Raw genomic sequence first — 22,910 nt, forward strand, 5'->3', positions numbered from 1 at the left:
CGTCACCCGGTCGACTCCACCGGAAGACACCGCCGGAGGGCCCCGACACCCTCTGTGACGGGGATCTCAACGCCGAACTTCGGAGAAAACCGCAGGTCAGCGCAGTAAGTTCGGCCTTCCTTGCTAGCGGCGGAGGGTGCTGGGCGCCTAACTTCGAGGTGTTCCAGGGGGAAGTGCCGCCATCGGCCCACACCTCGCTGAAGGGAGTAGGTCCCGATATGTCCGTCATGGAGATCATGGACGCCGCGGCACCGACGCATGTGGCGCACCGCGACAACCACACCCACCGCGATGTGAACGGTGGCTGGCTGCGCCCCGCCGTCTTCGGCGCGATGGACGGGCTGGTCTCGAACCTCGCCCTGATGACGGGCGTCGCGGGCGGCGCCCTGTCGCAGCAGACCATCATCATCACCGGTCTGGCCGGCCTCGCCGCCGGCGCCTTCTCGATGGCCGCGGGCGAGTACACCTCGGTCGCCTCGCAGCGCGAGCTGGTGCAGGCCGAGCTGGACGTCGAGCGCGCCGAGCTGCGCAAGCACCCCGCGGACGAGCTGGAGGAGCTGGCCGCGCTCTACGAGTCCCGCGGCGTCGAGCCGGCTCTCGCGCGCCAGGTCGCCGAGCAGCTTTCCCGGGACCCCGAACAGGCCCTGGAGATTCACGCCCGCGAGGAATTGGGTATTGACCCCTCGGACCTTCCGTCGCCCGCCGTGGCCGCCATTTCCTCCTTCGGATCATTTGCTCTCGGCGCGCTTTTGCCTGTTCTTCCTTACCTGTTGGGTGCGTCCGCGATCTGGCCCGCGGTGCTGCTCGCGCTGGTCGGGCTCTTCGCCTGTGGCGCGGTCGTGGCGCGGGTGACGGCACGCTCCTGGTGGTTCAGCGGACTGCGCCAACTCGCCCTGGGCGGCGCCGCCGCGGGTGTGACATACGCCCTGGGAGCGCTCTTCGGCACCGTCGTGGGGTGACGAGTCATACGGGTGACTGCATAATGACCGCGTTACCCAGCGGTTTCGGTTCGTTGACGACCGGGCATAAGCCCGAGGCGTCGCGGGCAATGTCGCTCGCCGGACGCCGCCTTGTGAGACGGCCCTGATTCCGTCCGCGTCCTTGACCACCGCGCCTGCGGTGTCCGCATGTTGGAAGCCCCTTTTCGCTTTTCGAGAAGGGAGCCATCCTGTAACCTGCACGAAATTTCGCGGAGGGCCAACGTCGTCCCTCGGCAATGCCTATGCCACGACGACGTATGGGAGAGCCGATGCGCTTCGCGTCCACGCACTCCGCGACCACCGACGGCGCCACCGCCGCCTGGTCGCCCATGGACGGGCGCCCCGCCCAGCAGGGGATGTACGACCCGCGCAACGAGCACGACGCCTGCGGCGTCGGCTTCGTGGCCACCCTCACCGGCGAGGCCAGCCACGCACTGGTCGAGCAGGCCCTCACCGTCCTGACCAACCTGGAGCACCGCGGTGCCACCGGCTCCGAGCCCGACTCGGGCGACGGCGCCGGCATCCTGCTCCAGGTGCCGGACGCGTTCCTGCGTGAGAACGTGACCTTCGAGCTCCCCGAGGCCGGCGGGTACGCCGTCGGCATCGCCTTCCTGCCGTCCGAGGCCCAGGAAGCGGCCGCCGCCGTCTCGGCCATCGAGACGATCGCCGCCGAAGAGGGCCTGGACGTCCTCGGCTGGCGCGTCGTCCCGGTCGCCCCCCAGCTCCTCGGCAACGGCGCCCGCGCCACCATGCCGGCCTTCTCCCAGCTGTTCGTCGGCGACGGCGAGAACACCGGCCTGGCCCTGGACCGCAAGGCGTTCGCGCTGCGCAAGCGCGCCGAGCGCGAGGCGGGCGTCTACTTCCCCTCGCTGTCCGCGCGGACCCTCGTCTACAAGGGCATGCTGACCACCGGCCAGCTGGAGCCCTTCTTCCCGGACCTGTCCGACCGCCGCTTCGCCACCGCCATCGCGCTGGTCCACTCGCGGTTCTCCACCAACACCTTCCCGAGCTGGCCGCTGGCCCACCCGTACCGCTTCGTCGCGCACAACGGCGAGATCAACACGGTCAAGGGCAACCGCAACTGGATGCGCGCCCGCGAGTCCCAGCTCGCCTCCGAACTCTTCGGCGAGCAGGACCTCGCGCGGATCTTCCCCGTCTGCACCCCGGACGCCTCCGACTCCGCCTCCTTCGACGAGGTCCTGGAACTGCTCCACCTCGGCGGCCGCTCGCTGCCGCACTCGGTGCTGATGATGGTCCCCGAGGCGTGGGAGAACTCCACCGCCATGGACCCGGCCCGGCGCGCCTTCTACCAGTACCACTCCACCCTGATGGAGCCCTGGGACGGCCCGGCCTGCGTCACCTTCACCGACGGCACCCAGGTCGGCGCGGTCCTCGACCGCAACGGTCTGCGCCCGGGCCGCTACTGGGTCACCGACGACGGCCTGGTCGTGCTGTCCTCCGAGGTCGGCGTCCTGGACATCGACCCCGCGAAGGTCGTCCGCAAGGGCCGCCTGCAGCCCGGCCGGATGTTCCTCGTGGACACCGCCGAGGGCCGCATCATCGAGGACGACGAGATCAAGGCGCAGCTCGCCGCCGAGCAGCCCTACCAGGAGTGGCTGGACTCCGGCCTGATCGAACTGGCCGACCTGCCCGAGCGCGAGCACATCGTGCACACCCACGCCTCGGTCACCCGCCGCCAGCAGACCTTCGGCTACACCGAGGAAGAGCTCCGCGTCATCCTCGCCCCGATGGCCAAGGCCGGCGCCGAACCGATCGGCTCGATGGGCACCGACTCGCCGATCGCCGCGCTCTCCGAGCGCCCCCGGCTGCTCTTCGACTACTTCACCCAGCTCTTCGCGCAGGTCACCAACCCGCCGCTGGACGCCATCCGCGAGGAACTGGTCACCTCGCTGATCTCCTCGCTCGGCCCCCAGGGCAACCTCCTGGAGCCCACCGCGGCCGCCTGCCGCAGCGTGACCCTGCCCTTCCCGGTCATCGACAACGACGAGCTGGCCAAGCTCGTCCACATCAACGCCGACGGCGACATGCCCGGCATGAAGGCCGTCACCCTCTCCGGCCTCTACCGGGTCTCCGGCGGCGGCGAGTCGCTGGCCGCCCGCATCGAGGAGATCTGCGCCGAGGCCGACGCCGCCATCGACGACGGCGCCCGGCTGATCGTGCTCTCCGACCGGCACTCCGACGCCGAGCACGCGCCGATCCCGTCGCTGCTGCTGACCGCCGCGGTCCACCACCACCTCATCGGCACCAAGGAGCGCACCAAGGTCGGTCTGCTCGTCGAGGCCGGCGACGTCCGCGAGGTGCACCACATCGCGCTGCTCATCGGCTACGGCGCGGCCGCGGTCAACCCGTACCTGGCCATGGAGTCCGTCGAGGACCTCGTCCGCGCCGGCACCTTCCTGCCCGGCGTCGACACCGAGACCGCGATCAAGAACCTCATCAAGGCGCTCGGCAAGGGCGTCCTGAAGGTCATGTCCAAGATGGGCATCTCCACCGTCGCCTCCTACCGCGGCGCGCAGGTCTTCGAGGCCGTCGGCCTGGACGAGGAGTTCGTCGCCAAGTACTTCCACGGCACCGCCACCAAGATCGGCGGCGCCGGCCTGGACGTCATCGCCAAGGAGGTCGCCGCCCGGCACGCCAAGGCGTACCCGGCGTCCGGCATCGCCGCCACGCACCGCGCGCTGGAGATCGGCGGCGAGTACCAGTGGCGCCGCGAGGGCGAACCGCACCTCTTCGACCCGGACACCGTCTTCCGGCTCCAGCACTCCACCCGCTCGCGCCGCTACGACATCTTCAAGCAGTACACCGAAAGGGTGAACGAGCAGTCCCAGCGGCTGATGACGCTGCGCGGCCTGTTCGGCTTCAAGAGCGACCGCGAGCCGATCTCCCTCGACGAGGTCGAGCCCGTGTCGGAGATCGTCAAGCGCTTCTCCACCGGCGCGATGTCGTACGGCTCCATCTCCAAGGAGGCGCACGAGACCCTCGCCATCGCCATGAACCAGCTGGGCGGCAAGTCCAACACCGGTGAGGGCGGCGAGGACCCGGAGCGGCTCTACGACCCGGCGCGCCGCTCGTCCATCAAGCAGGTCGCCTCCGGCCGCTTCGGTGTGACCAGCGAGTACCTCGTCAACTCCGACGACATCCAGATCAAGATGGCGCAGGGCGCCAAGCCCGGCGAGGGCGGCCAGCTGCCCGGCCACAAGGTCTACCCCTGGGTCGCCAAGACCCGGCACTCCACCCCGGGCGTCGGCCTGATCTCCCCGCCGCCGCACCACGACATCTACTCCATCGAGGACCTGGCTCAGCTGATCCACGACCTCAAGAACGCCAACCCGGCGGCCCGCATCCACGTGAAGCTGGTCTCCGAGGTCGGCGTCGGCACGGTCGCCGCGGGCGTCTCCAAGGCGCACGCGGACGTGGTCCTGATCTCCGGCCACGACGGCGGCACCGGCGCGTCCCCGCTCACCTCGCTCAAGCACGCCGGCGGCCCCTGGGAGCTGGGCCTGGCCGAGACCCAGCAGACGCTGCTGCTCAACGGCCTGCGCGACCGCATCGTCGTGCAGACCGACGGCCAGCTCAAGACCGGCCGCGACGTCGTCATCGCCGCCCTGCTGGGCGCCGAGGAGTACGGCTTCGCCACCGCCCCGCTGGTGGTCTCCGGCTGCGTCATGATGCGCGTCTGCCACCTGGACACCTGCCCGGTCGGCATCGCCACCCAGAACCCGACGCTGCGCGAGCGCTTCAGCGGCAAGGCCGAGTACATCGTCAACTTCTTCCAGTTCATCGCCGAAGAGGTCCGCGAACTCCTCGCCGAGCTGGGCTTCCGCACCCTGGAGGAGGCCGTCGGCCACGCCGAGCTGCTCGACACCGGCAAGGCCGTGGACCACTGGAAGGCGCAGGGCCTGGACCTGGCCCCGCTGCTGCACGTCCCCGAGCTGCCCGAGGGCGCGGTCCGCCACCGGATCACCGCCCAGGACCACGGTCTGGAGAAGGCGCTCGACAACGAGCTGATCAAGCTCGCCGCCGACGCGCTGGCCGCCGACACCGCCGAGGCTGCACAGCCGGTCCGCGCGCAGGTCGCGGTCCGCAACATCAACCGCACGGTCGGCACCATGCTGGGCCACGAGGTGACGAAGAAGTTCGGTGGCGCGGGCCTGCCCGACGACACCATCGACATCACCTTCACCGGTTCCGCCGGCCAGTCCTTCGGCGCGTTCCTGCCGCGCGGCGTCACGCTGCGGCTGGAGGGCGACGCCAACGACTACGTCGGCAAGGGCCTCTCCGGCGGCCGGATCGTGGTCCGCCCGGACCGCGGCGCCGACCACCTCGCGGAGTACTCCACCATCGCGGGCAACACCCTCGCCTACGGCGCCACCGGCGGCGAGCTGTTCCTGCGCGGCCGGGTCGGCGAGCGCTTCTGCGTCCGCAACTCCGGTGCCACGGTGGTCTCCGAGGGTGTCGGCGACCACGGCTGCGAGTACATGACCGGTGGCAACGCGGTCGTCCTCGGTGAGACCGGCCGTAACTTCGCGGCCGGCATGTCCGGCGGTTTCGCCTACGTCATCGACCTGGACCCGGCCAACGTCAACAAGGAGATGACCGGCGCGGTCAACGCGCTGGACGACGCCGACAGGCAGTGGCTGCACGACGTGGTGCGTCGCCACCAGGAGGAGACCGGCTCCACCGTGGCCGCCAAGCTCCTCGCCGACTGGGATGCCGCGGCCGCGCGGTTCAGCAAGGTCATCCCGCCCACGTACCAGGCAGTGCTCGTCGCCAAGGAAGCCGCCGAGCTGGCCGGGCTCTCCGAGTCCGAGACCCACGAGAAGATGATGGAGGCGGCGACCAATGGCTGACCCCAAGGGCTTCCTTACCCACGAGCGCGAGATCGCCAAGACCCGCCCCGTCGAGGAGCGCGTCAAGGACTGGAACGAGGTCTACCAGCCCGGCTCCCTGCTGCCGATCATCAGCAAGCAGGCGTCGCGCTGCATGGACTGCGGCATCCCGTTCTGCCACAACGGCTGTCCGCTGGGAAACCTCATCCCCGAGTGGAACGACTACGCCTACCGCGAGGACTGGACCGAGGCCAGCGAGCGGCTGCACGCGACCAACAACTTCCCGGAGTTCACCGGCCGGCTGTGCCCCGCGCCCTGTGAGGCCGCCTGCGTGCTGGGCATCAACCAGCCGCCGGTGACCATCAAGAACGTCGAGGTCTCCATCATCGACAAGGCGTGGGACAACGGGGACGTCACCCCGCAGCCGCCCGAGCGCCTCTCCGGGAAGACCGTCGCCGTCATCGGCTCCGGCCCGGCCGGTCTGGCCGCCGCCCAGCAGCTGACCCGGGCCGGCCACACCGTCGCCGTCTACGAGCGCGCGGACCGTATCGGCGGGCTCCTCCGCTACGGCATCCCCGAGTTCAAGATGGAGAAGCGCCACATCAACCGCCGCATCGAGCAGATGCGCGCGGAGGGCACCAAGTTCCGTACGGAGGTGGAGATCGGCCGCGACATCGACGCCAAGAAGCTGCGCAAGCGCTACGACGCCGTCGTCATCGCCGCCGGTGCCACCACCTCCCGCGACCTGCCCGTCCCGGGCCGCGAGCTGAACGGCATCCACTTCGCGATGGAGTACCTGCCGCTCGCCAACAAGGTGCAGGAAGGCGACCTGACCGTCGCCCCGATCACCGCCGAGGGCAAGCACGTCGTCGTCATCGGTGGCGGCGACACCGGCGCGGACTGCGTCGGCACCGCCCACCGCCAGGGTGCGGCCTCCGTCACCCAGCTGGAGATCATGGGCAAGCCGGGCGAGGAGCGGAACCCCAACCAGCCCTGGCCCACGTTCCCGATGCTGTACAAGGTGACCTCCGCGCACGAGGAGGGCGGCGAGCGGCTCTACTCCGTCTCGACCACCCACTTCGAGGGCGACGAGGACGGCAACGTCCAGTGGCTGCACCTGACCGAGGTGGAGTTCAAGGACGGCAAGCCGGAGCCGAAGCCCGGCACCGAGCGGAAGCTCCCCGCCCAGCTGGTCACCCTCGCGATGGGCTTCACCGGCACCGACCAGCAGAACGGTCTGGTCGAGCAGTTCGGCCTGGAGCTGGACGCGCGCGGCAACGTCGCCCGTGACAGTGACTTCGCCACCAACGTCCCCGGTGTGTACGTCGCCGGTGACGCCGGTCGCGGCCAGTCGTTGATCGTGTGGGCCATCGCCGAGGGCCGCTCCGCCGCCCGCGGTGTGGACCGTTTCCTGACCGGAGTCAGCGCCCTGCCGGCTCCCATCAAGCCGACGGACCGCGCACTGACCGTGTGAGCATCCGTCCCTGATTGTCCCGTACAACGTCGTACGGAGGCACGGGAACCGGGCCCTCGGCCCGGCCCCCGTCCGCGGCGCCTGTCCCCTCCCCCCGACCGGAGGGCAGGCGCCGCGGGTCTTTTCGGGAACGCCCGGGTCCTTCCCGTGGAACACCCCACTCCCTTCGGGAGCGCCCCGGGAATAACCCTTCGCCCCCGCCCCGTTGTGGCCCCGCAGGGGGGTCTTGCGTCCCCTACGGGATCTGTTCGCCCGCCCCCTACGAGCCGCTGCGTTCGGCGGGGTAGCGGCGCCCCAACTGCCGTGCCAGCTCCCGTGCGGGCGCCGGTACGGCCTGTGCCGGGGGAGTGGCCGGCGGCCGGAAGTCGTGCACCGGTGGGTGCCACGCCCCCAGGTCGATCCGGCGGTCGCTCAGCGGCAGCACCCACCGCGGGTCGGCGTGCACCCGCAGCACCTGTGCCTCGATCTGTGTCCATGCCCCGTCCGTCACCGTGCGCTCACCGACCCGGCGCGCCTCCAACTGCACCGGGCAGTGCACCAGTCGGGGCGGCCGTACCAGTTCGGACGGCTCCGTCCACGGTGCGTCCGTCGAGGGCGCCGTGACGCCCGTTGCTTCCTCGGTCCCCGTTGCGTCCGGCGGCAGATTGAACACCACGTCCGGGCGTACCGCGAGATTCTTGGCGGTGCGCCCGCGGGCCGGCAGCCAGAGGCTGACGACCGGGCCGAGCTCCCACCGGATCCGCAGCTCGACCAGGACGAATGTTCCGTCGTCGTTCTCCGTCGACAGCAGCGCCGGGGTGACCGAACTGCTCTTCTCCAGCGCGCTTTTCATGCCGTTGAGGATAGAAGTCGGATGATTCGGTGCTCACCGAAATGTTATCAGAGGTTACTCTGTGTACATGAACCGATGGGACGCCGATCAGGAAAGCCTCGCGGAGACTCCCGACCTCGCCGCCCTCGCGGCGCTGCTCGCGGACCGCACCCGCGCCGCCATCTGCATGGCCCTGCTCGACGGCGGCACCTGGACCGCCGGTGAACTCGCCGAATACGCCTCGGTGGCGCCCTCCACGACCACCGAACACCTCAACCTCCTGGTCTCCGGCGGCCTGCTCGCCGAGGAGCGTCGGGGCCGCCGCCGCTACGTACGACTGGCCGGCCCGGACACCGCCGAGACGCTGGAGAACCTCGCCGGGCTGGCCCCCTACCGCCCGGTCCCGATCCGCTCCCTGGCCGAGGCCAACCAGCGCAGAGCCCTGCACCACGCCCGTACGTGCTACGACCACATCGCCGGCGCGCTCGGCGTCGCCCTGGCCGAGGCGATGACCGAACGCGGCCTGCTGGCACGGGACTACGGCCTGGTGCTGACCGCCGCCGGCGCCCAGTGGCTGACCGCCCTCGGCATCCCCGACACCGGCCCCTCGGCCGCCCACCGCGCCCATGTGCGCACCTGCTTCGACTGGACGGTGCGCCGCCAGCACCTCTCCGGCGCGGTCGGCGCCGCCCTCTACCGCCACGCCGTGGACCGCGCGTGGATCGTCAAGTCCCCCACCACCCGCATCCTCGGCGTCACCGCGGCGGGCCGGACGGCCTTCCGGGACTGCCTCGGCCTGCCCGAGGAGGCCCTGTTCCCGTCCTTCACGCCCGCGGCCCCCCGTGGGTGAGGGCCGGGCGCCGGTCCTGCACGGGGCGCGGCCCCACCGGCGGCCCGGCCCTCACGGGGCGGATCGTGTGCGTCAACTGCCGTGTGCCCACCACTCGTTGAGGTGGACCGTGTGCCGTCCTACGCGCCGGCGTCGTCCGCCACGAGACGGGCCGGGAAGCCGCCGGTCGCGATCGGGCCCCAGCGGACCGGCGTCACCCGGATCAGTGACTTGCCCTGCTTGCGCATGGCTTCCCGGTACTCGTCCCAGTCCGGGTGCTCCCCGGCGATGTTGCGGTAGTACTCCACCAGCGGCTCGACGGAATCCGGGGCGTCGATCACCTCGGCCTCGCCGTCGATCTGCACCCACGGGCCGTTCCACTCGTCGGACAGCACGAGGACGCTGACCGACGAGACCCGGCGGGCGTTACGGACCTTGGCGCGCTCCGGATACGTCGACATCACCAGCCGGCCGGAGTCGTCCACCCCGCAGGTCAGCGGCGACGCCTGCGGAGTGCCGTCGCCGCGGCGGGTGAGCAGGATCGCGCGGTGACGGGGGCGGACGAACTCCAGCAACTCGAGCAGCTCGACGCGGTTGTTGGTGGCGATGGAAGGACTCATGCGGCCGAGCGTAGGGCCTGGAGTGCGCTCCAGGCCCGGTCCGCCGGCGGGCGGGCCCGGCCGCGTCGCCGGCGGTCAGCCCTTCAGCAGCTGCTTGCCGGTGGCCGCGTCCACGACCTTGCGGCCGGCCAGCGGGCCCTTGAGCTGGACCTTCACCTTGTCGGTGGCCAGGTTCTCGGTGCACATCCCCTTGGAGCTCTTCCGCTTGCCCCAGCCGGTCACCACCACCAGGCCCTTGGACTCGTGGCTGCGCGCGCCGAAGTGGACGTCGCAGGCACTGTGCCCGACGGTCACGGTGATCTCCCGTACGCCGGTGTCCTTCGGACGGTCGGCACCGACCAGCGGCAGCAGCGCCTGCTGCCGCCCGTGGACCGGCGACACCTTGGGCCAGTCCCGCACTATCTGGTCCGCCCGCTGCTCGAAGGCGTCCGGCTTCTTCGGCGGCGGGGCGCTGCCCACGGTCTGCTGCTTCTGGCCGCAGCCGGTCAGCGCGACGGCGCCGGAAACCGCCAGCGTCAGCACGGCGGCGAGCGTACGGGTGCGGGAGAGGTGGGATCCTCGCATGACATGCCTCCTTGGTTCGGCTCTGTGACGCACCGGAGGCGGGAGAGGTTCCGCAAGGGGGGATCCGGCCGTATCCCGGGCCTGCACGAGGGGCCGTCGTGCGCTCCGCCCACGGCGGAAAGCCGGCCGCCGCGGCCCGGGGCCCGTTAGCGTCCGTGGCATGGACACCCTCACCCGGATCACCCCCACCGTCTGGCAACTCGCCTTCCCCGTCGGGCACGTCTACATCGTGGCGCTGCCCGACGACGGCTTCGCGCTGGTCGACACCGGCGTCCCGGGCTCCGCCCCCGCCGTACTCGACGCGCTGGCCCGGATCGGCGGCCGGTCCGGGCAGCTCCGGCAGATCGTGCTCACCCACTCGCACGCCGACCACACGGGCTCCGCGGCCGACCTGGTCGCCGCCACCGGTGCCCGGGTGCTGGCCGGCGCGCTGGACGCGCCGTACATCCGCGGTACCGCCCCCGAGCCCCCGCCGGTGCTCACCCCCGCCGAACGGCCGCTGCACGAACGGATCACGGCGGACTTCGCGGCCGCCGGGGGACCGCCGCCGCGCCCCGTCGAGGTCGATGTCGAGCTGCGTGAGGGCGACACCCTCGACGGCTGGCCGGAACCCGTCCGGGTGCTGCACGTCCCCGGCCACACACCGGGCGGCATCGCCCTGCACCTGCCGGGCAGCCGGCTGCTGTTCCCCGGGGACATCATCGGCGCCGATCCCGCCGGGCACCGGGTGGTCCTCGGGCCGTTCAACGTCGCGCGTGAGGTGGCCGTCGCGTCCTTCCGGCGGCTCGCGGCGCTCGACGACGTGGAGACCGTGTGCGTCCCGCACGGCGGACCGGTCGTCGGCCGGGCCCGGGAGGCCCTCGCCGCGGCGACACCGGAGACGGACTGGCTCTGACCGGAGACGGACCGGCGCTGAGCGGGCGGCGGCTCAGCCGGAGTCGCGCGCCGCGACGCGGAAGGTGCCCAGCCGGTGCGTGGCGGGCGGCGTGCCGGGGCTTCGGACCAGCTCGTCGACCAGTCCGGCGATCCGCTCCGGCGGGGTGATCTCCGCGCGGACACTGGTCAGGCGGGGGCGCAGCAGCCGGCCCAGCAGCAGGTCGTCCGCGCCGACCACCGCGACCTCGCCGGGGGAGCGGACGCCGATGGTGTGGCCGGCGTCCTGGAGCGCGCGCATCAGCAGCATCGCGTACTCGTCGTTGTACGCGAACACCGCGTCCAGGTTCAGCCGCGGCCAGGCGGCGGCGAGGCGCGCCGCGGACTCCTCGGTGAGGGCGAGGTCGAGCGGGCGCACCTCGGCGTCCGGGTGGGCGGCGGCCGCGGCCCTTACGCCCGCGAGGCGGGGCTCGGCGTAGGCCGCCAGCCCCGGCTCCGCGGGCAGCACCACACCGATCCGGCGGCGCCCGCCGGCCAGCAGATGCGCACCGGCCCGCAGTCCGGCCTCGCGCTGGTCGAGCAGGAGGGTGTGGGCGCCGGGCGGCGCCACGGGGCCGTGGGTGAGCACCGCCGCGGTGCCGGCCCGGCGCAGCAGCGCGACGGCGGGCTCGTCCAGCGGCGGGCCGTGCAGGGTGAGCACGGCGGCCGGCCGCAGCTCGGCCCAGGCGCGGGCGGCGGCCAGGGGGGAGGCGGCGGGCGCGCCGTGCAGCACACCGGTGTAGCCGAGGGCGTGCAGCGCGGTCTGGAAACCGGCCAGGAAGCGGGTGAGGAGCGGGCCGAAGACCGGCACCGTGTCGGCGGGCGCGGCCAGCAGCACGATGCTGCCGCGGCCGGCCCGCAGACTGCGGGCCGCGGCGTGCGGGACGTACCCCAGCTCCTCGGCGGCGGCCCGCACCCGCGCCTGCGCGCGCTCGCCGACCCGCCCGGCGGCCTGCCCGTTCAGGACGTACGAGACGGTCGCGCGGGAGACACCGGCGCGCCGGGCAACGGCCGCGCTGGTCGGGGGCGTTGGGGTGGCCCGTGGGCCGGCGGGGTCAGTCATGCTGCTGGGCATCCTCGCACAGGGTTTTTGTCCGGCGGGCCGGGGCGCGGCACGTTCCCCGCTACCACTGACACGTGTAACGTCGCTCGCGCGGTCCCGGGCCGGGAGGGCGGGCCGGGAAGCGGCGGAAGCCGGCGCACACCGACCAGGGAGAGGGCACGGGCATGCGGCTGCACACCCATGAATGGGGCACCGGCGAGCGGATCGCGGTGCTGGTCCACGGCATGATGTCCGACCACCGCACCTGGCACCGGGTCGGCCCGGCGCTCGCCGGGCGGGGCTACCGCGTGGTCGCCGTCGACCTGCGCGGCCACGGCCTCAGCCCGCGCGGCGAGTACGGCGCCGAGCTGTTCGCCGACGACCTCGTCGAGACCCTGCCGGCCCGGCCCGAGGTGGTCCTCGGGCACTCGCTGGGCGGCCTCGCGCTCTCCCTGGCCGTGGAGCGGCTGCAGCCGCGGCGGGCGGTCTACAGCGATCCGGCGTGGTCGCTCGGCCGGGTCGGCCAGCCCGTCGACCCGGCGGTGTTCGTCCCCTTCAAGACCGCGGACCGGGCGATGGTGGCGGGCTTCAACCCGCGCTGGGACGACACCGACGTCGACATCGAACTCGCCACCCTCGCGCTGTGGGACACCGGCACCGCCCGGGCGCTGTCCGCCGAGCACCTGCGGGACCGTACGCCCGAGAAGCCGGTGGTCCCCTCGCTGGTGCAGATCGCGGGGGAGGGGTTCCTCTTCACCGACGAGGCGGCCGCCGAACTCGCCGCCCGCGGCTTCGAGGTGCGTACGGTGCCCGGCGCCGGCCACACCGTCCACCGCGACGACTTCGACGGCTTCATGACGGGGCTGGAGGGGTGGGTGTAGCACCCGTTCCGCCGGGCCGCCGCAGCAGCAGGCCGCCCAGCGCGGTGCGCCGGTGGAGCACCGCCCGCCCGGCGCGGGTGGTGGTGATCAGGCCCGCGCCGCGCAGTGCGGCGGTGTGCGCGGAGGCGGTGGCGTTGCCGACGCCGAGCCGCCGGGCGAGGCCGCTGGTGGTGTGCTCCTCGGCGAGCAGCAGCAGGATCGTGAAGCGGGTCCGGCCGAGTACGGCGGCCAGCGCGTCGTCCGGGCCGGCCGCTCCGTCCGGTGCGAGCGGCAGGCCCGGGCCGGCCGGGTAGGTCAGCACGAGGGGGCCGTCGGGCGGGTCGGCGACGAGGGGGTGGCCACCCCAGTGGAAGGTCGGGTGGAGCACCAGGCCGCGGCCGGCCGGCCGGAGGTCGGCGCGCCCGGGTGCCGCGAACTCCCAGACGCCGTCCCGCAGTCGGCTGCCGGGGACGAGCGCGGTGAGCGCGGCGCCGGTGCCGTGCTCGGCCACCGTCAGCGCATGGCGGGTGAACTCCTCCCGGTGCAGGTCCTGCACGAGGGGCCAGACGGGGCCGAGCGCGGTGTCGAACGCCGCCCGCTGGGCGCGGCGCAGCAGCCGCCAGGACGCGGCGTCGCCGCGGTGCAGACCCTGGACCCAGAGCGGGACCGGGCCCGGGTGGCCGGCGTACACCCGTTCCAACTCGGCGCGCACCAGGGCGGGCCGGGCGGCCCGTACGGACTCCAGGCCCTCCGTCAGGCTGTCGCTGAACACGTCGAGGAACGCGGGGGCCGCCGCCGCGGGGACCAGGTCCGCCAGCGGATCGGCCGCGGCCGGCAGGGACCGCAGCAGCCGCCGTCGCCAGCGGTCGAAGAGCAGCCCGCCGTCGGGCCGGCACATCCTCAACAGGGCCGTGTTCAGCTCCTGGAGCGGGGCCGGCCGGGGCGCGAGGCGGATGTGGGCGAGGTCGGCGGCCGTGAGGTGGATCCGGATCACTGCTCTCCTCCGTGGCGCCGCGCCAGCCTTTCGGGCTGGGCCACAACCTTCGCCCGCGCCCGCCGCCGGACGCCAGCATGCGGGCATGTCCTCATCATTCACGCACACCGCGGCAGGGACGGACCGGCGGACCGTCGCCGCGTCGGCCCTCCTGGGCGGCGGGCTGCTGCTCACCGGCGGCACCGGCGTCGCCCGCGCCCGGGGCCGGACACGGGCGCGCGCCCGCGACCGCGCGCAGGGCCCGGCCCGGCCCGCGGCCGGCCTCACCCTGCGGCTGCCCGCACCGACCGGCCCGCACCCCCTCGGGGTGACCACCCTCTACCTCGTCGACCGCTCCCGGCGCGACCCGTGGGACGCCGGCATTCCCGTACGGGAACTGATGGTGACCGTCTTCTACCCGGCCCGCGAGGTCCGCGGGCTGCCGGTCGCCCCGCAGATGACCGAGCGTGCGGCGGCCGCGTTCGCCGGCATCGACGTCCGCGTGCACCACCTCCCGGCGGCCGGGGTGGACTGGGCGGCGACCCTGACCCACGCCCACCCCGGCGCGCCCGCGCAGCCCGTACGGCGGCCGGTGCTGCTGTACAGCCCCGGGGGCGGCGATCCGCGCACCCTCGGCACCGGCCTCGCCGAGGAACTCGCCAGCCACGGCCATGTGGTGGTGAGCGTCGATCACCCCGGCGACGCCGGTGAGGTCGATTTCCCCGGCACCACGCCGTACCGGGCCGACCCCGTGCGCACCACCGTCCTCAGGGACGATCCCCGGCGGGATCCGGCGCGGTTCCGCACCCTGATCGACACCCGGATCGCCGACCTCCGCTTCGTGCGGGACCAGTTGGCGGGCTTCGCGGCCGGGGGCAGCCCCGACGCGGCCGGCCGCGCCCTGCCGGAGCACCTCGGCCGGGCGCTGGACCTGCGGCGGGTGGGCCTCTACGGCCACTCCGCCGGCGGCACCGCGGTCGCCGAGGCGCTGTACGAGGACCGGCGGTTCGCCGCCGCGGCCAACCTGGAGGGCTATCTGGACCATCCGCCGGAGCGGCCCGGTCCCGGCCGGGCGGGGGAGCTGTACCCCGTCGCCCGGTACGGCACGGACCGGCCGCTGCTCCTGCTGGGCTCCGCGGAGTTCATCGGCGCGCGGGGGCGCAGGGAGCTGGAGCGTTCCTGGTCGGCGATGCTCGCCCATCCCCGTGGGCGGACCCTTCGGCGGCAGATCGACCGCGCCGCGCACTGGGTGTTCACCGACTACGCCGCCCTGGCGCCCGCGCTGCAGGCCGCCGGCCTGATGACGGCCGCCGACCGGAACGCGCTGACCGGCCCGGTCGGCCCGGCGCGAGCGGTACCCGAGGTGCGGCACCACCTGCGGGCGTTCTTCGCCCGGCAGCTGTCCCGGAACGGGTGACGGTGCGTCAGGTGTCGCAGTCCAGCAGCGTCTTGCACAGTCCGCAGCGCGCCTGGAGGTGTCCGCGGACCGGGACCCGGATCCGCTGGTGGCAGGCCGGGCAGGTGAACGACACCCGCAGCGGCGCGTCCTCGAAGACGTAGCCGTCGTCCGGGCCCGCCACCCGGCCGGCCCGCCGCGGGTCCTGCGCCGCCCGCCGGTCCTTGGCGTAGCGCAGTCGGGCGGCCCAGCCGGCCCCGGCCAGCGGCGGCCGGCGGGCTTCCTGGCGGGCCCGCGCGGCACCCGCCGTGTACGCGTCGTACGCCTGCGGGCTGGTGAACCACGGCGCCGGGTCCTCGCCGAAGAACGCGGCCCGCTTGGCGAGGACGTAGCCGAACTCCTCCGGCGTCAGATAGCCGAGCTTCTGCGAGAACGGGCCGTGCTCGCGGTAGGCGTCGAGCAGCAGCCAGCCCGCGCCCAGGTACGTGGTGGCGGTGTCGGTGAGGATCTCGTTGTCCCGGGTGCCGGGGAACGACAGGTCCAGGCGGTGCAGGTAGACGTGCATCACCTCGTGCGCCAGCGCGGCGCCGATGTCCTTGCGGTGCTTCTTGAAGCGGTCGTTGAGCTCGATGAAGTACTCGGGACCCGCGGTGAGTTCGACGTTGGCGGCGTGCTCCATCTCGCGGAAGCCGACCACCATCCGCGCGTCCGGCAGATGCAGCTGCCGGACCAGGGCGCGGGCGACCCGCTGCGCGCCCAGGTACAGGTCCTCGGTGTCGTCGAAGGCGACGTCGGCGGGCAGCACGCTCGTGGCGAAGGTGCTCACCGTGTCGTACGACAGGCGTTTGAACAGCGCGTGGACGGCCGCACGCACCGTGTCGACATGGGGGAAGCCGTGCTCGATACCGCTTGTGCCCGTGGTCACCCGGCTCACTGTACGGGTGTCCGGGATCGTCCGGTATGAGCCGTACCGGGCAGGGGTGGAAAGGGAGTTGGCCGGATGCGCACCCTTGTCACGCCGATTGCCCGCTCCACATAATCCAAGGGCGCTTCACGGACTCATCCCCCACTGGGTCCGGACGCCTCACGGCGTGCTGCCCGCCCTCCACACACTCTGCGGCGGCCACGTCCGGCTCCGGTGTTGGCATGGGCTCGTCAGCAAGGCAACCCCCCACGAAAGGAAGCCCGTTGCGCAGCTACCGGAAGCTTCTCAAGAGAACCACCGCCGCCGGCGCGATCGCCCTGGCCGCCTTCAGCCTCCAGTCCGGCTCCGCCGGCGCCGCCCCCGCCCCGGCCCCCTCCGGCTCCGTCCACACCAAGGTCGTCGGCGGCAGCAAGGCCGACCAGGGTGAATTCCCCTTCATGGTGCGGCTGTCGATGGGCTGCGGCGGCGCCCTCTACACCAAGGACATCGTGCTCACCGCGGCGCACTGCGTCGACGGCAGCGGCCCCAACACCTCCATCACCGCCACCGCCGGCGTGGTCGACCTCCAGGACTCCGCCGCCGTCAAGGTGAACTCCACCCAGGTCCTGCAGGCCCCCGGCTACAACGGCAAGGGCAAGGACTGGGCGCTGATCAAGCTCGCCAAGCCGCTGGACCAGCCGACGCTGAAGATCGCCGAGGACACCAAGCTGAACAACGGCGACTTCACCATCGCCGGCTGGGGCGCCGACAAGGAAGGCGGCGACCAGCAGCGCTACCTGCTCAAGGCGACCGTGCCGTTCGTCGACGACGCCGCCTGCCAGAAGGCGTACGGCGACCAGCTGACACCCGGCGACGAGATCTGCGCCGGCAAGGTGGACACCGGCGGCGTCGACACCTGCCAGGGCGACTCCGGCGGCCCGATGTTCCGCAAGGACGACGCGGGCCAGTGGCTTCAGGTCGGCATCGTCTCCTGGGGCGAGGGCTGCGCACGGCCCGGGAAGCCCGGTGTCTACAGCGAGGTGAGCACCTTCGCCGCGAACATCAAGAAGGCCGCCGGCGAACTGGGCGGCTGACCGCACCACCCACGCGGGCGCGGGGCCCGGGGGCACCACCCCCGGGCCTTTGGTCCCGGACCTCCGTCCCGCGCGCCCCGGACGTTGGTCCGCCCCCGCCGGGGACCAAGCTCACCCCCGCGCCCGGGCCTTGTGCCGCCGGCGATGACCGTACGGCCCCTGGGCCCGCGGCCCGCCGCTGCGTAGCGTGAACGGCATGTCCACCGAGCCCCGCACCCGGCCCCGGGCGCGCGACCGCGACCACCGCACGACGGTCGTCGCCGCGCTGCTCCTCGCCGCCTCCGCCGCGGCCCTCACCTACGTCCTCCTCGGCGGCCACCACGGCCCCGTCGAAAAGGCCGCCGAACCCGCGCCGTCCCGGGTCCTGGCCTCCTGACGGCCCGGCCGCCCACATCTGTCCAACACCTCCACCCCCTTTGTCCATAGGCCGGTGCCCCGCCCCGGCAGCACGCTGTCCGCCGACAGCCAGTGCAGGCCGAAGGGGAGGACAGCGCGCGTGAACGAACAGACAGGTGCCCCGCGCGGGCCCAGCCGCAGAAAGGTCGTCACCGCCACCGCGCTCGCCCCGGTCGCCGGCGCCCTCCCGCTCGGCGCGCACCCCGCCGCGGCCGCCCACCGCGCCGGCGAGGCGGTGCTGCGCTCCGATGCGCTGGAGGTCCGCGTCGACACCGCCTTCCCGCGCATCGTGTCCTACACCGACCGCGGCACCGGCGCCGTCCTGTACGGCCAGGACACCCCCGTCACCCGCGTCCTGATCGACGACGTCCCGCACACCCCCGACGTCAGCCACCACGTCCGCGCCGACCGGGCCCGCTACGTCCTCCGCTTCGACGGCGGCACCACCCTCGAGGTGGAGATCGCCGTCCAGGGGTGGACCACCACCTGGCGGGTCACCGCCCTCACCGACACCCCGGCGCTGCGCGTCGGCACCCTGGAGATCCCCGGCCTCGCCCTGCTCGGCGTGCGCAGCGGCCCGCCCGGCGCGGCCCTGCTCGCCGCCCGGATCGAACTGGACAAGGCCAAGAGCGGCGACACCTTCGTCCAGGTCACCGACGCCACCCCCGTCGAGGCCGCGCCCACCGGCTGCGCCTACGCCGTCGTCGCCACCGGCGAACTCGCCGCCGGCATCGAGACCAACACCGTCTACGACAAGCCGTCCGGCGCCACCACCTGGGAGAACGGCCGGCTGTGGCGGCAGACCGTGCGGGGCGACGGCTTCGTCAAGGCGCAGCTGGTCCCGGGCCAGTGGACGCACCGGGCGGCCGGGCAGCCGTGGGACGCCACCGAACCGCTGCCGTACGCCACCGTCATCGTCACCCGCGACCGCAACGGCGACGGCACCGCCGACTGGCAGGACGGTGCCATCGCGCTGCGCGACATCATGGTGATGCCGCTGGGCGCCGACGAACAGCATCTGCGGGTCGTCCCGCACATCCCGTTCAACTTCGCCAGCCAGGCCACCAACCCGTTCCTGGCCACCCTCGACAACGTCAAGCGGATCGCGCTGGCCACCGACGGGCTGCGGCAGTTCACCCTCCTCAAGGGCTACCAGTCCGAAGGGCACGACTCCGCCCACCCCGACTACGGCGGCAACTACAACGAGCGGGCCGGCGGCCTCGCCGACCTCAACACCCTGCTGCGCGCCGGGAAGATGTGGCACAGCGACTTCGCGGTGCACGTCAACGCCACCGAGTCCTATCCCGTCGCGCACGCCTTCTCCGAGACGCTCGTCGACAAGACGGACAAGCAGTGGGACTGGCTCGACCAGTCGTACCGCATCGACGCCCGCCGCGACCTGGTCTCCGGCGACATCGCCGCCCGCTTCGCACAGCTGCGCAGGGAGACCGACCCCGCCCTGACCACCCTCTACCTCGACGTCTTCCGCGAGTCCGGCTGGAACTCCGACCGCCTCCAGCGCCATCTGCGCGACCAGGGCTGGCAGGTCACCAGCGAATGGGGGCACGGCCTGGAGCGCTCCTCGCTGTGGTCGCACTGGGCGAACGAGACCGACTACGGCCCGGACACCTCCCGCGGCATCAACTCCCGGCTGATCCGCTTCCTGCGCAACCACCACAAGGACGTCTTCGCGAACAAGTGGCCCACGCTGCTGGGCAGCGGCCGGATGGGCAACTTCGAGGGCTGGGTCGGCAAAACGGACTGGAACGCGTTCTACGCGATCATCTGGACCGACGCGCTGCCCGCCAAGTACCTCCAGGCGTACCCGATCAAGACCTGGGGCGCGCACGAGATCACCTTCGAGGGCCCCACCCGGACCTCGGTCAGCGACGCCGGCGGCACCCGCCGGATCACCACCGACGGCCGCCTCGTCTACGACGACGGCACCTATCTGCTCCCCTGGGAACCCCGCCGGGCCACCGACCCCGGCAAGCTCTACCACTACAACCCGCGGGGCGGGACGACCCGTTGGGACCTCCCGCGGGGCTGGTCGGCGGCCCGCGCGGTGTACGCCTACCGGCTCACCGACCAGGGCCGCACCCAGGAGGAACGCCTCCCGGTCAGCGGCGGCCGGGTCACCCTCACCGCCGAACCCGGCGTGGCGTACGTCGTCCACCGGGACCGGGCCCCCGCCCGGCGCGACCCCCGCTGGGGCGAGGGCACCCCGCTGCGCGACCCCGGCTTCCACTCCGGGACCCTCGACGCCTGGCAGACCATCGGCCCCGCCTCCGTCGAACGCTCCGAACGGGGCGACCACGAGCTGGTCATCGGCGCGGGCGGGGCGGCCACCGTCGCCCAGCGCCTCGGCCGGCTCGCCCCCGGCCACTACGCCGCGTCGGTGCAGATCGAGGTCGGCCGGACGGCCGGCGAGCGGCGGCGGGCCGGCCTGGAGGTCCGTACCGCCGACGGCGTCACCGCCGCCAACTGGACCGACACCTCGACCGCCGGCAACTACGTCGCCGCCGACCGCAAGTCCGGCACCCGCTTCCAGCGGCTGTTCACCCGCTTCACCGTCCCCGGGGGCGGCGGCCCGGTCACCCTCACCCTCACCGCGGCCGCGGGAGCGGCCCGGGTCCGGTTCGACAACGTCCGGGTCGTTGCCGCCGCGCCCACCGGGAAGCCGGGCACCCTGGCGTACGAGGACTTCGAGCACGTCCCGCAGGGCTGGGGCGTCTTCGTCAAGGGCGACGCGGGCGGCAGCACCGACCCCCGCACCCACCTTGCCCAGCGGCACGCCCCGTTCACCCGGCGCGGCTGGAACGGCAAGGCCATCGACGACGTCATCGACGGCGGCCAGTCGCTCAAGTCACGCGGCGAGAACACCGGGCTGGTGTACCGCACCGTCCCGCACACCGTCCGCTTCACGCCGGGCCGCCGCTACCGGGTCACCGTCCGCTACGAGAACGAGACGGCCGGCCAGTACGCCTGGGTCACCGCCGTCGACGAGCCCGCACCCCGCGAGCTGAGCCGCACCCCGCTGCCGGTCGCGACCCAGCCGGCCACCCACACCTACGAGTTCACCGCTCCCGACCGGGGCGAGGCGTGGGTGGGGCTGCGCAAGGTGGGGGAGGACGGGACCGCGGAATGCGTCCTGGACGGCTTCGAGGTGCGCGAGGTGCGGGACTAGGGCCGGGCCCGCGGGCGTCCCGGAACGGGCCGTGGGGGCGGGGTCGGCGCGCCCCCACGGTCCCGGACGGGGACCCGGACCCCGGGCCCCGGGCCCACGGCCCACCGCCCCCGGCCCATCGCCCCTCGGCCCCGTCCGTGCCGTCGCCGGCTGCCGTCACGGCGCCTCTGCGCGCACCTCCGCGCAGGGATACAGACCGGGCGCCCCCGCCCCCGTTCCTTCCCCCACCGGGGCCGGGGCGCCCTCCCACTCCCACAGCAGCAACTCGTTGTCGCCCTCCCGCAGTACCGGCCCCGGCACGTACAGGGTGTGCTGCGGGCCGACGGACCGGTAGCGGCCCAGACAGAACCCGTTGAGCCACGCGAAGCCGTGCGCCCAGCCCGGCAGCGCGAGGTCCGCGTCGCCCGGCCGCCCGGTCACCGTCAGCGTCCCCCGGTACAGGCCCGCGGCCCCGCCCGCCTCCGCCACCGGGCGGAACGCGACCCTGGCCGGCGCCCCGGCCTCCTCCAGCGCGTCCAGCCGCAGGCCCCGCGACCGCACGCCGTGCAGGTACTGCCGCTCGTGCAGCAAGCCGCCGGTGAGGCCCTTGGACTCGCCCAGCCGCGGCCCGTAGTTGACCCGCCCCAGCGACCCCACCCACAGCTCCACCGACGCCGGCCCCGCCACCTCACCGAGGTCCGCGTCCGCACCGTCCACCACGCCCCGCCGCTCCCCGTCGACGAACACCACCGCCCGGTCCCGCAGCCCCCGCACCCGCAGCGGATACCGGCCCCGCGGCCCCGGCACCGCCACCCGGTAGCGCACCAGGCCGCGGTCCACGCCCAGCTCCTCGAATGTCGCCGGGGCACCGCCCTCGGTCTCCGCGCCGCCCAGCGCGTCCATCACCGCGCCGGCCGGCGCCCACTCCGCGAGCACCGCCCGCACCGGGGCGGCGAGCACCGGCAGCGGCGCGGGCGGCTCGGGCAGCGGCCCGTCCGCGTACCCGGCGAGCACCTCCCGGAACCGCCGGAACTTCTCCGTCGGCCGGCCCCGTTCGTCGACCGGCGCCCCGTAGTCGTAGGAGGTGACGGTCGCCCGCAGCTCCCCGTCGTGCAGCTCGCCCGCCCGGTTCGCGCCCGCCCAGCCGCCGAAGTTCGAACCGCCGTGCGCCATGTAGACGTTGACCGACGCCCCGCACTCCAGGATCTCCCGCAGCTCCGCCGCCGCGTCCCCGGCCGTCCGCGGCTCCGGTGCCGCGCCCCAGTGCGTGAACCACCCGCACCAGAACTCCGCGCACATCAGCGGCCCGCGCGGCTGATGGCGGCGCAGCGCCGCGAACGCCTCCCGGGCCCCCGCGCCGAAGTTGACGGTCGCCGGCACCCCGGGCACCGAGCCGCCGGTGAGCATGTGGTCCTCGGGACCGTCCGAGGTGAACAGCGGCACCCGCACGCCCAGCGCCCGCAGCCGCTCCACGAGGTGCGCCAGGTAGCGGGCATCGCTGCCGTACGAGCCGTACTCGTTCTCCACCTGCACCATGAGCACCGGCCCGGCGCCCGGCCCGCGCGGCGCGGACGCCGCGGTGCACTGGCGCGCCACCACCTGCGGCAGCAGCCGCGCGAACCACGCGTCCACCGCCGCCAGATACGCCGCGTCCCGGGTGCGCACGCGCCGGCCCAGCGGCCCGGTCAGCCAGTCCGGCAGCCCGCCGTTCTCCCACTCCGCGCAGATGTACGGCCCCGGCCGGACGATCGCCCACAGCCCCGCGGCGCCCGCCGCGTCCAGGAACCGGCCCAGCGCCTCCGGGTCCCGGAACACGCCGGGCCGCGGCTCGTGGAGGTTCCACGGCACGTACGTCTCCACACAGTTCAGGCCCATCGCCCGGAGCATCGCGAGCCGGTGGCCCCACTGCGCCTCGTGCACCCGGAAGTAGTGCAACGCCCCGGACAGCAGCCGCACCGGCCGTCCGTCCAGCGTGAAGTCCCGCTCGCCCACCGCGAATCCCGCCACGTCACCGCCCCCTGAGTCCTGGCCCCCGGGCC

17 protein-coding genes are annotated in these 22,910 nt (G+C 73.6%); 10 read left to right on the plus strand and 7 right to left on the minus strand.

All coding sequences use genetic code 11. The features are described 5' to 3' along the window. The first annotated feature begins 227 nt into the window (after positions 1–227). From OO62_RS22860 to OO62_RS22870, 3 genes are all read left to right on the plus strand, one after another. Positions 228–959 carry a VIT1/CCC1 transporter family protein gene (locus OO62_RS22860; RefSeq protein ID WP_033269441.1) on the plus strand — a complete coding sequence of 244 codons (732 nt, stop codon included), beginning with the start codon at positions 228–230 and terminating at the stop codon, positions 957–959. Positions 960–1,249: 290 nt separating this feature from the next. Further along, entirely contained in the window at positions 1,250–5,851 is a 4,602-nt protein-coding gene (gene gltB, locus OO62_RS22865) for a glutamate synthase large subunit (protein WP_051733529.1), read from the plus strand. Next, positions 5,844–7,304, plus strand: coding sequence for a glutamate synthase subunit beta (locus OO62_RS22870; RefSeq protein WP_033269412.1), 1,461 nt, complete (start codon positions 5,844–5,846; stop codon positions 7,302–7,304). The genes gltB and OO62_RS22870 overlap by 8 nt, the downstream gene beginning before the upstream one ends. A gap of 259 nt (positions 7,305–7,563) precedes the next feature. On the opposite strand, the gene OO62_RS22875 is transcribed toward OO62_RS22870, so the two are convergent. Beyond that, positions 7,564–8,136 carry a hypothetical protein gene (locus OO62_RS22875; protein ID WP_033269413.1) on the minus strand — a complete coding sequence of 191 codons (573 nt, stop codon included), beginning with the start codon at positions 8,134–8,136 and terminating at the stop codon, positions 7,564–7,566. A 67-nt stretch (positions 8,137–8,203) separates the two neighbouring features. Here OO62_RS22875 and OO62_RS22880 point away from each other — a divergent pair, with 67 nt between their 5' ends. After that, entirely contained in the window at positions 8,204–8,965 is a 762-nt protein-coding gene (locus OO62_RS22880) for a winged helix-turn-helix domain-containing protein (protein ID WP_033269443.1), read from the plus strand. Positions 8,966–9,084: 119 nt separating this feature from the next. Here the strand turns inward: OO62_RS22880 and OO62_RS22885 are convergent, their stop codons facing one another. Both OO62_RS22885 and OO62_RS22890 read right to left on the minus strand, forming a co-directional pair. Further along, positions 9,085–9,564: a PPOX class F420-dependent oxidoreductase gene (locus OO62_RS22885; protein WP_033269414.1), complete on the minus strand. Its 480-nt coding sequence runs from the start codon at positions 9,562–9,564 to the stop codon at positions 9,085–9,087. A 75-nt stretch (positions 9,565–9,639) separates the two neighbouring features. Continuing rightward, complete coding sequence (locus tag OO62_RS22890) at positions 9,640–10,128, minus strand: hypothetical protein (RefSeq protein WP_033269415.1); 489 nt, start codon at positions 10,126–10,128, stop codon at positions 9,640–9,642. A gap of 160 nt (positions 10,129–10,288) precedes the next feature. Between OO62_RS22890 and OO62_RS22895 the strand changes: the two genes are divergently transcribed. Continuing rightward, entirely contained in the window at positions 10,289–11,023 is a 735-nt protein-coding gene (locus tag OO62_RS22895; RefSeq protein WP_033269416.1) for an MBL fold metallo-hydrolase, read from the plus strand. Positions 11,024–11,056: 33 nt separating this feature from the next. On the opposite strand, the gene OO62_RS22900 is transcribed toward OO62_RS22895, so the two are convergent. Further along, on the minus strand, positions 11,057–12,103 hold the full coding sequence (locus tag OO62_RS22900) for a LacI family DNA-binding transcriptional regulator (RefSeq protein ID WP_033269417.1): 1,047 nt from the start codon (positions 12,101–12,103) through the stop codon (positions 11,057–11,059). Between the two features lie 164 nt (positions 12,104–12,267). Between OO62_RS22900 and OO62_RS22905 the strand changes: the two genes are divergently transcribed. After that, complete coding sequence (locus tag OO62_RS22905) at positions 12,268–12,963, plus strand: alpha/beta fold hydrolase (protein WP_033269418.1); 696 nt, start codon at positions 12,268–12,270, stop codon at positions 12,961–12,963. Here the strand turns inward: OO62_RS22905 and OO62_RS22910 are convergent. Beyond that, entirely contained in the window at positions 12,935–13,936 is a 1,002-nt protein-coding gene (locus OO62_RS22910; protein ID WP_033269419.1) for an ArsR/SmtB family transcription factor, read from the minus strand. The genes OO62_RS22905 and OO62_RS22910 overlap by 29 nt on opposite strands. Before the next feature lie 85 nt (positions 13,937–14,021). Here OO62_RS22910 and OO62_RS22915 point away from each other — a divergent pair, with 85 nt between their 5' ends. After that, positions 14,022–15,332, plus strand: a complete 1,311-nt coding sequence (locus tag OO62_RS22915) for an alpha/beta hydrolase (RefSeq protein WP_033269420.1) — start codon at positions 14,022–14,024, stop codon at positions 15,330–15,332. 7 nt (positions 15,333–15,339) lie between these two features. Here OO62_RS22915 and OO62_RS22920 read toward each other — a convergent pair whose 3' ends face one another. Continuing rightward, the gene (locus tag OO62_RS22920) at positions 15,340–16,236 is read right to left on the minus strand and encodes an RING finger protein (protein ID WP_033269421.1); all 897 of its coding nucleotides are present in this window, start codon (positions 16,234–16,236) and stop codon (positions 15,340–15,342) included. Between the two features lie 263 nt (positions 16,237–16,499). Between OO62_RS22920 and OO62_RS22925 the strand changes: the two genes are divergently transcribed. From OO62_RS22925 to OO62_RS22935, 3 genes are all read left to right on the plus strand, one after another. Next, positions 16,500–17,309, plus strand: coding sequence for a S1 family peptidase (locus OO62_RS22925; RefSeq protein ID WP_033269422.1), 810 nt, complete (start codon positions 16,500–16,502; stop codon positions 17,307–17,309). A 196-nt stretch (positions 17,310–17,505) separates the two neighbouring features. Further along, positions 17,506–17,685, plus strand: coding sequence for a hypothetical protein (locus OO62_RS22930; RefSeq protein ID WP_033269423.1), 180 nt, complete (start codon positions 17,506–17,508; stop codon positions 17,683–17,685). 120 nt (positions 17,686–17,805) lie between these two features. Then, entirely contained in the window at positions 17,806–20,892 is a 3,087-nt protein-coding gene (locus tag OO62_RS22935; protein WP_033269424.1) for an endo-alpha-N-acetylgalactosaminidase family protein, read from the plus strand. Positions 20,893–21,048: 156 nt separating this feature from the next. Here OO62_RS22935 and OO62_RS22945 read toward each other — a convergent pair whose 3' ends face one another. Beyond that, positions 21,049–22,878: a glycoside hydrolase family 35 protein gene (locus OO62_RS22945; RefSeq protein WP_033269426.1), complete on the minus strand. Its 1,830-nt coding sequence runs from the start codon at positions 22,876–22,878 to the stop codon at positions 21,049–21,051. Positions 22,879–22,910: the final 32 nt, after the last annotated feature.

This window comes from Streptomyces lydicus, from assembly GCF_000717345.1.
In the GTDB taxonomy this organism is placed as follows: Bacteria; Actinomycetota; Actinomycetes; order Streptomycetales; family Streptomycetaceae; genus Streptomyces; species Streptomyces lydicus.

Coding starts and splice junctions, on each gene's coding strand:
- OO62_RS22860 (WP_033269441.1), top strand. CDS start 228: ATGGAGATCATGGACGCCGCGGCACCGACGCATGTGGCGCACCGCGAC.
- gltB (WP_051733529.1), top strand. CDS start 1,250: ATGCGCTTCGCGTCCACGCACTCCGCGACCACCGACGGCGCCACCGCC.
- OO62_RS22870 (WP_033269412.1), top strand. CDS start 5,844: ATGGCTGACCCCAAGGGCTTCCTTACCCACGAGCGCGAGATCGCCAAG.
- OO62_RS22875 (WP_033269413.1), bottom strand. CDS start 8,136: ATGAAAAGCGCGCTGGAGAAGAGCAGTTCGGTCACCCCGGCGCTGCTG.
- OO62_RS22880 (WP_033269443.1), top strand. CDS start 8,204: ATGAACCGATGGGACGCCGATCAGGAAAGCCTCGCGGAGACTCCCGAC.
- OO62_RS22885 (WP_033269414.1), bottom strand. CDS start 9,564: ATGAGTCCTTCCATCGCCACCAACAACCGCGTCGAGCTGCTCGAGTTG.
- OO62_RS22890 (WP_033269415.1), bottom strand. CDS start 10,128: ATGCGAGGATCCCACCTCTCCCGCACCCGTACGCTCGCCGCCGTGCTG.
- OO62_RS22895 (WP_033269416.1), top strand. CDS start 10,289: ATGGACACCCTCACCCGGATCACCCCCACCGTCTGGCAACTCGCCTTC.
- OO62_RS22900 (WP_033269417.1), bottom strand. CDS start 12,103: ATGACTGACCCCGCCGGCCCACGGGCCACCCCAACGCCCCCGACCAGC.
- OO62_RS22905 (WP_033269418.1), top strand. CDS start 12,268: ATGCGGCTGCACACCCATGAATGGGGCACCGGCGAGCGGATCGCGGTG.
- OO62_RS22915 (WP_033269420.1), top strand. CDS start 14,022: ATGTCCTCATCATTCACGCACACCGCGGCAGGGACGGACCGGCGGACC.
- OO62_RS22930 (WP_033269423.1), top strand. CDS start 17,506: ATGTCCACCGAGCCCCGCACCCGGCCCCGGGCGCGCGACCGCGACCAC.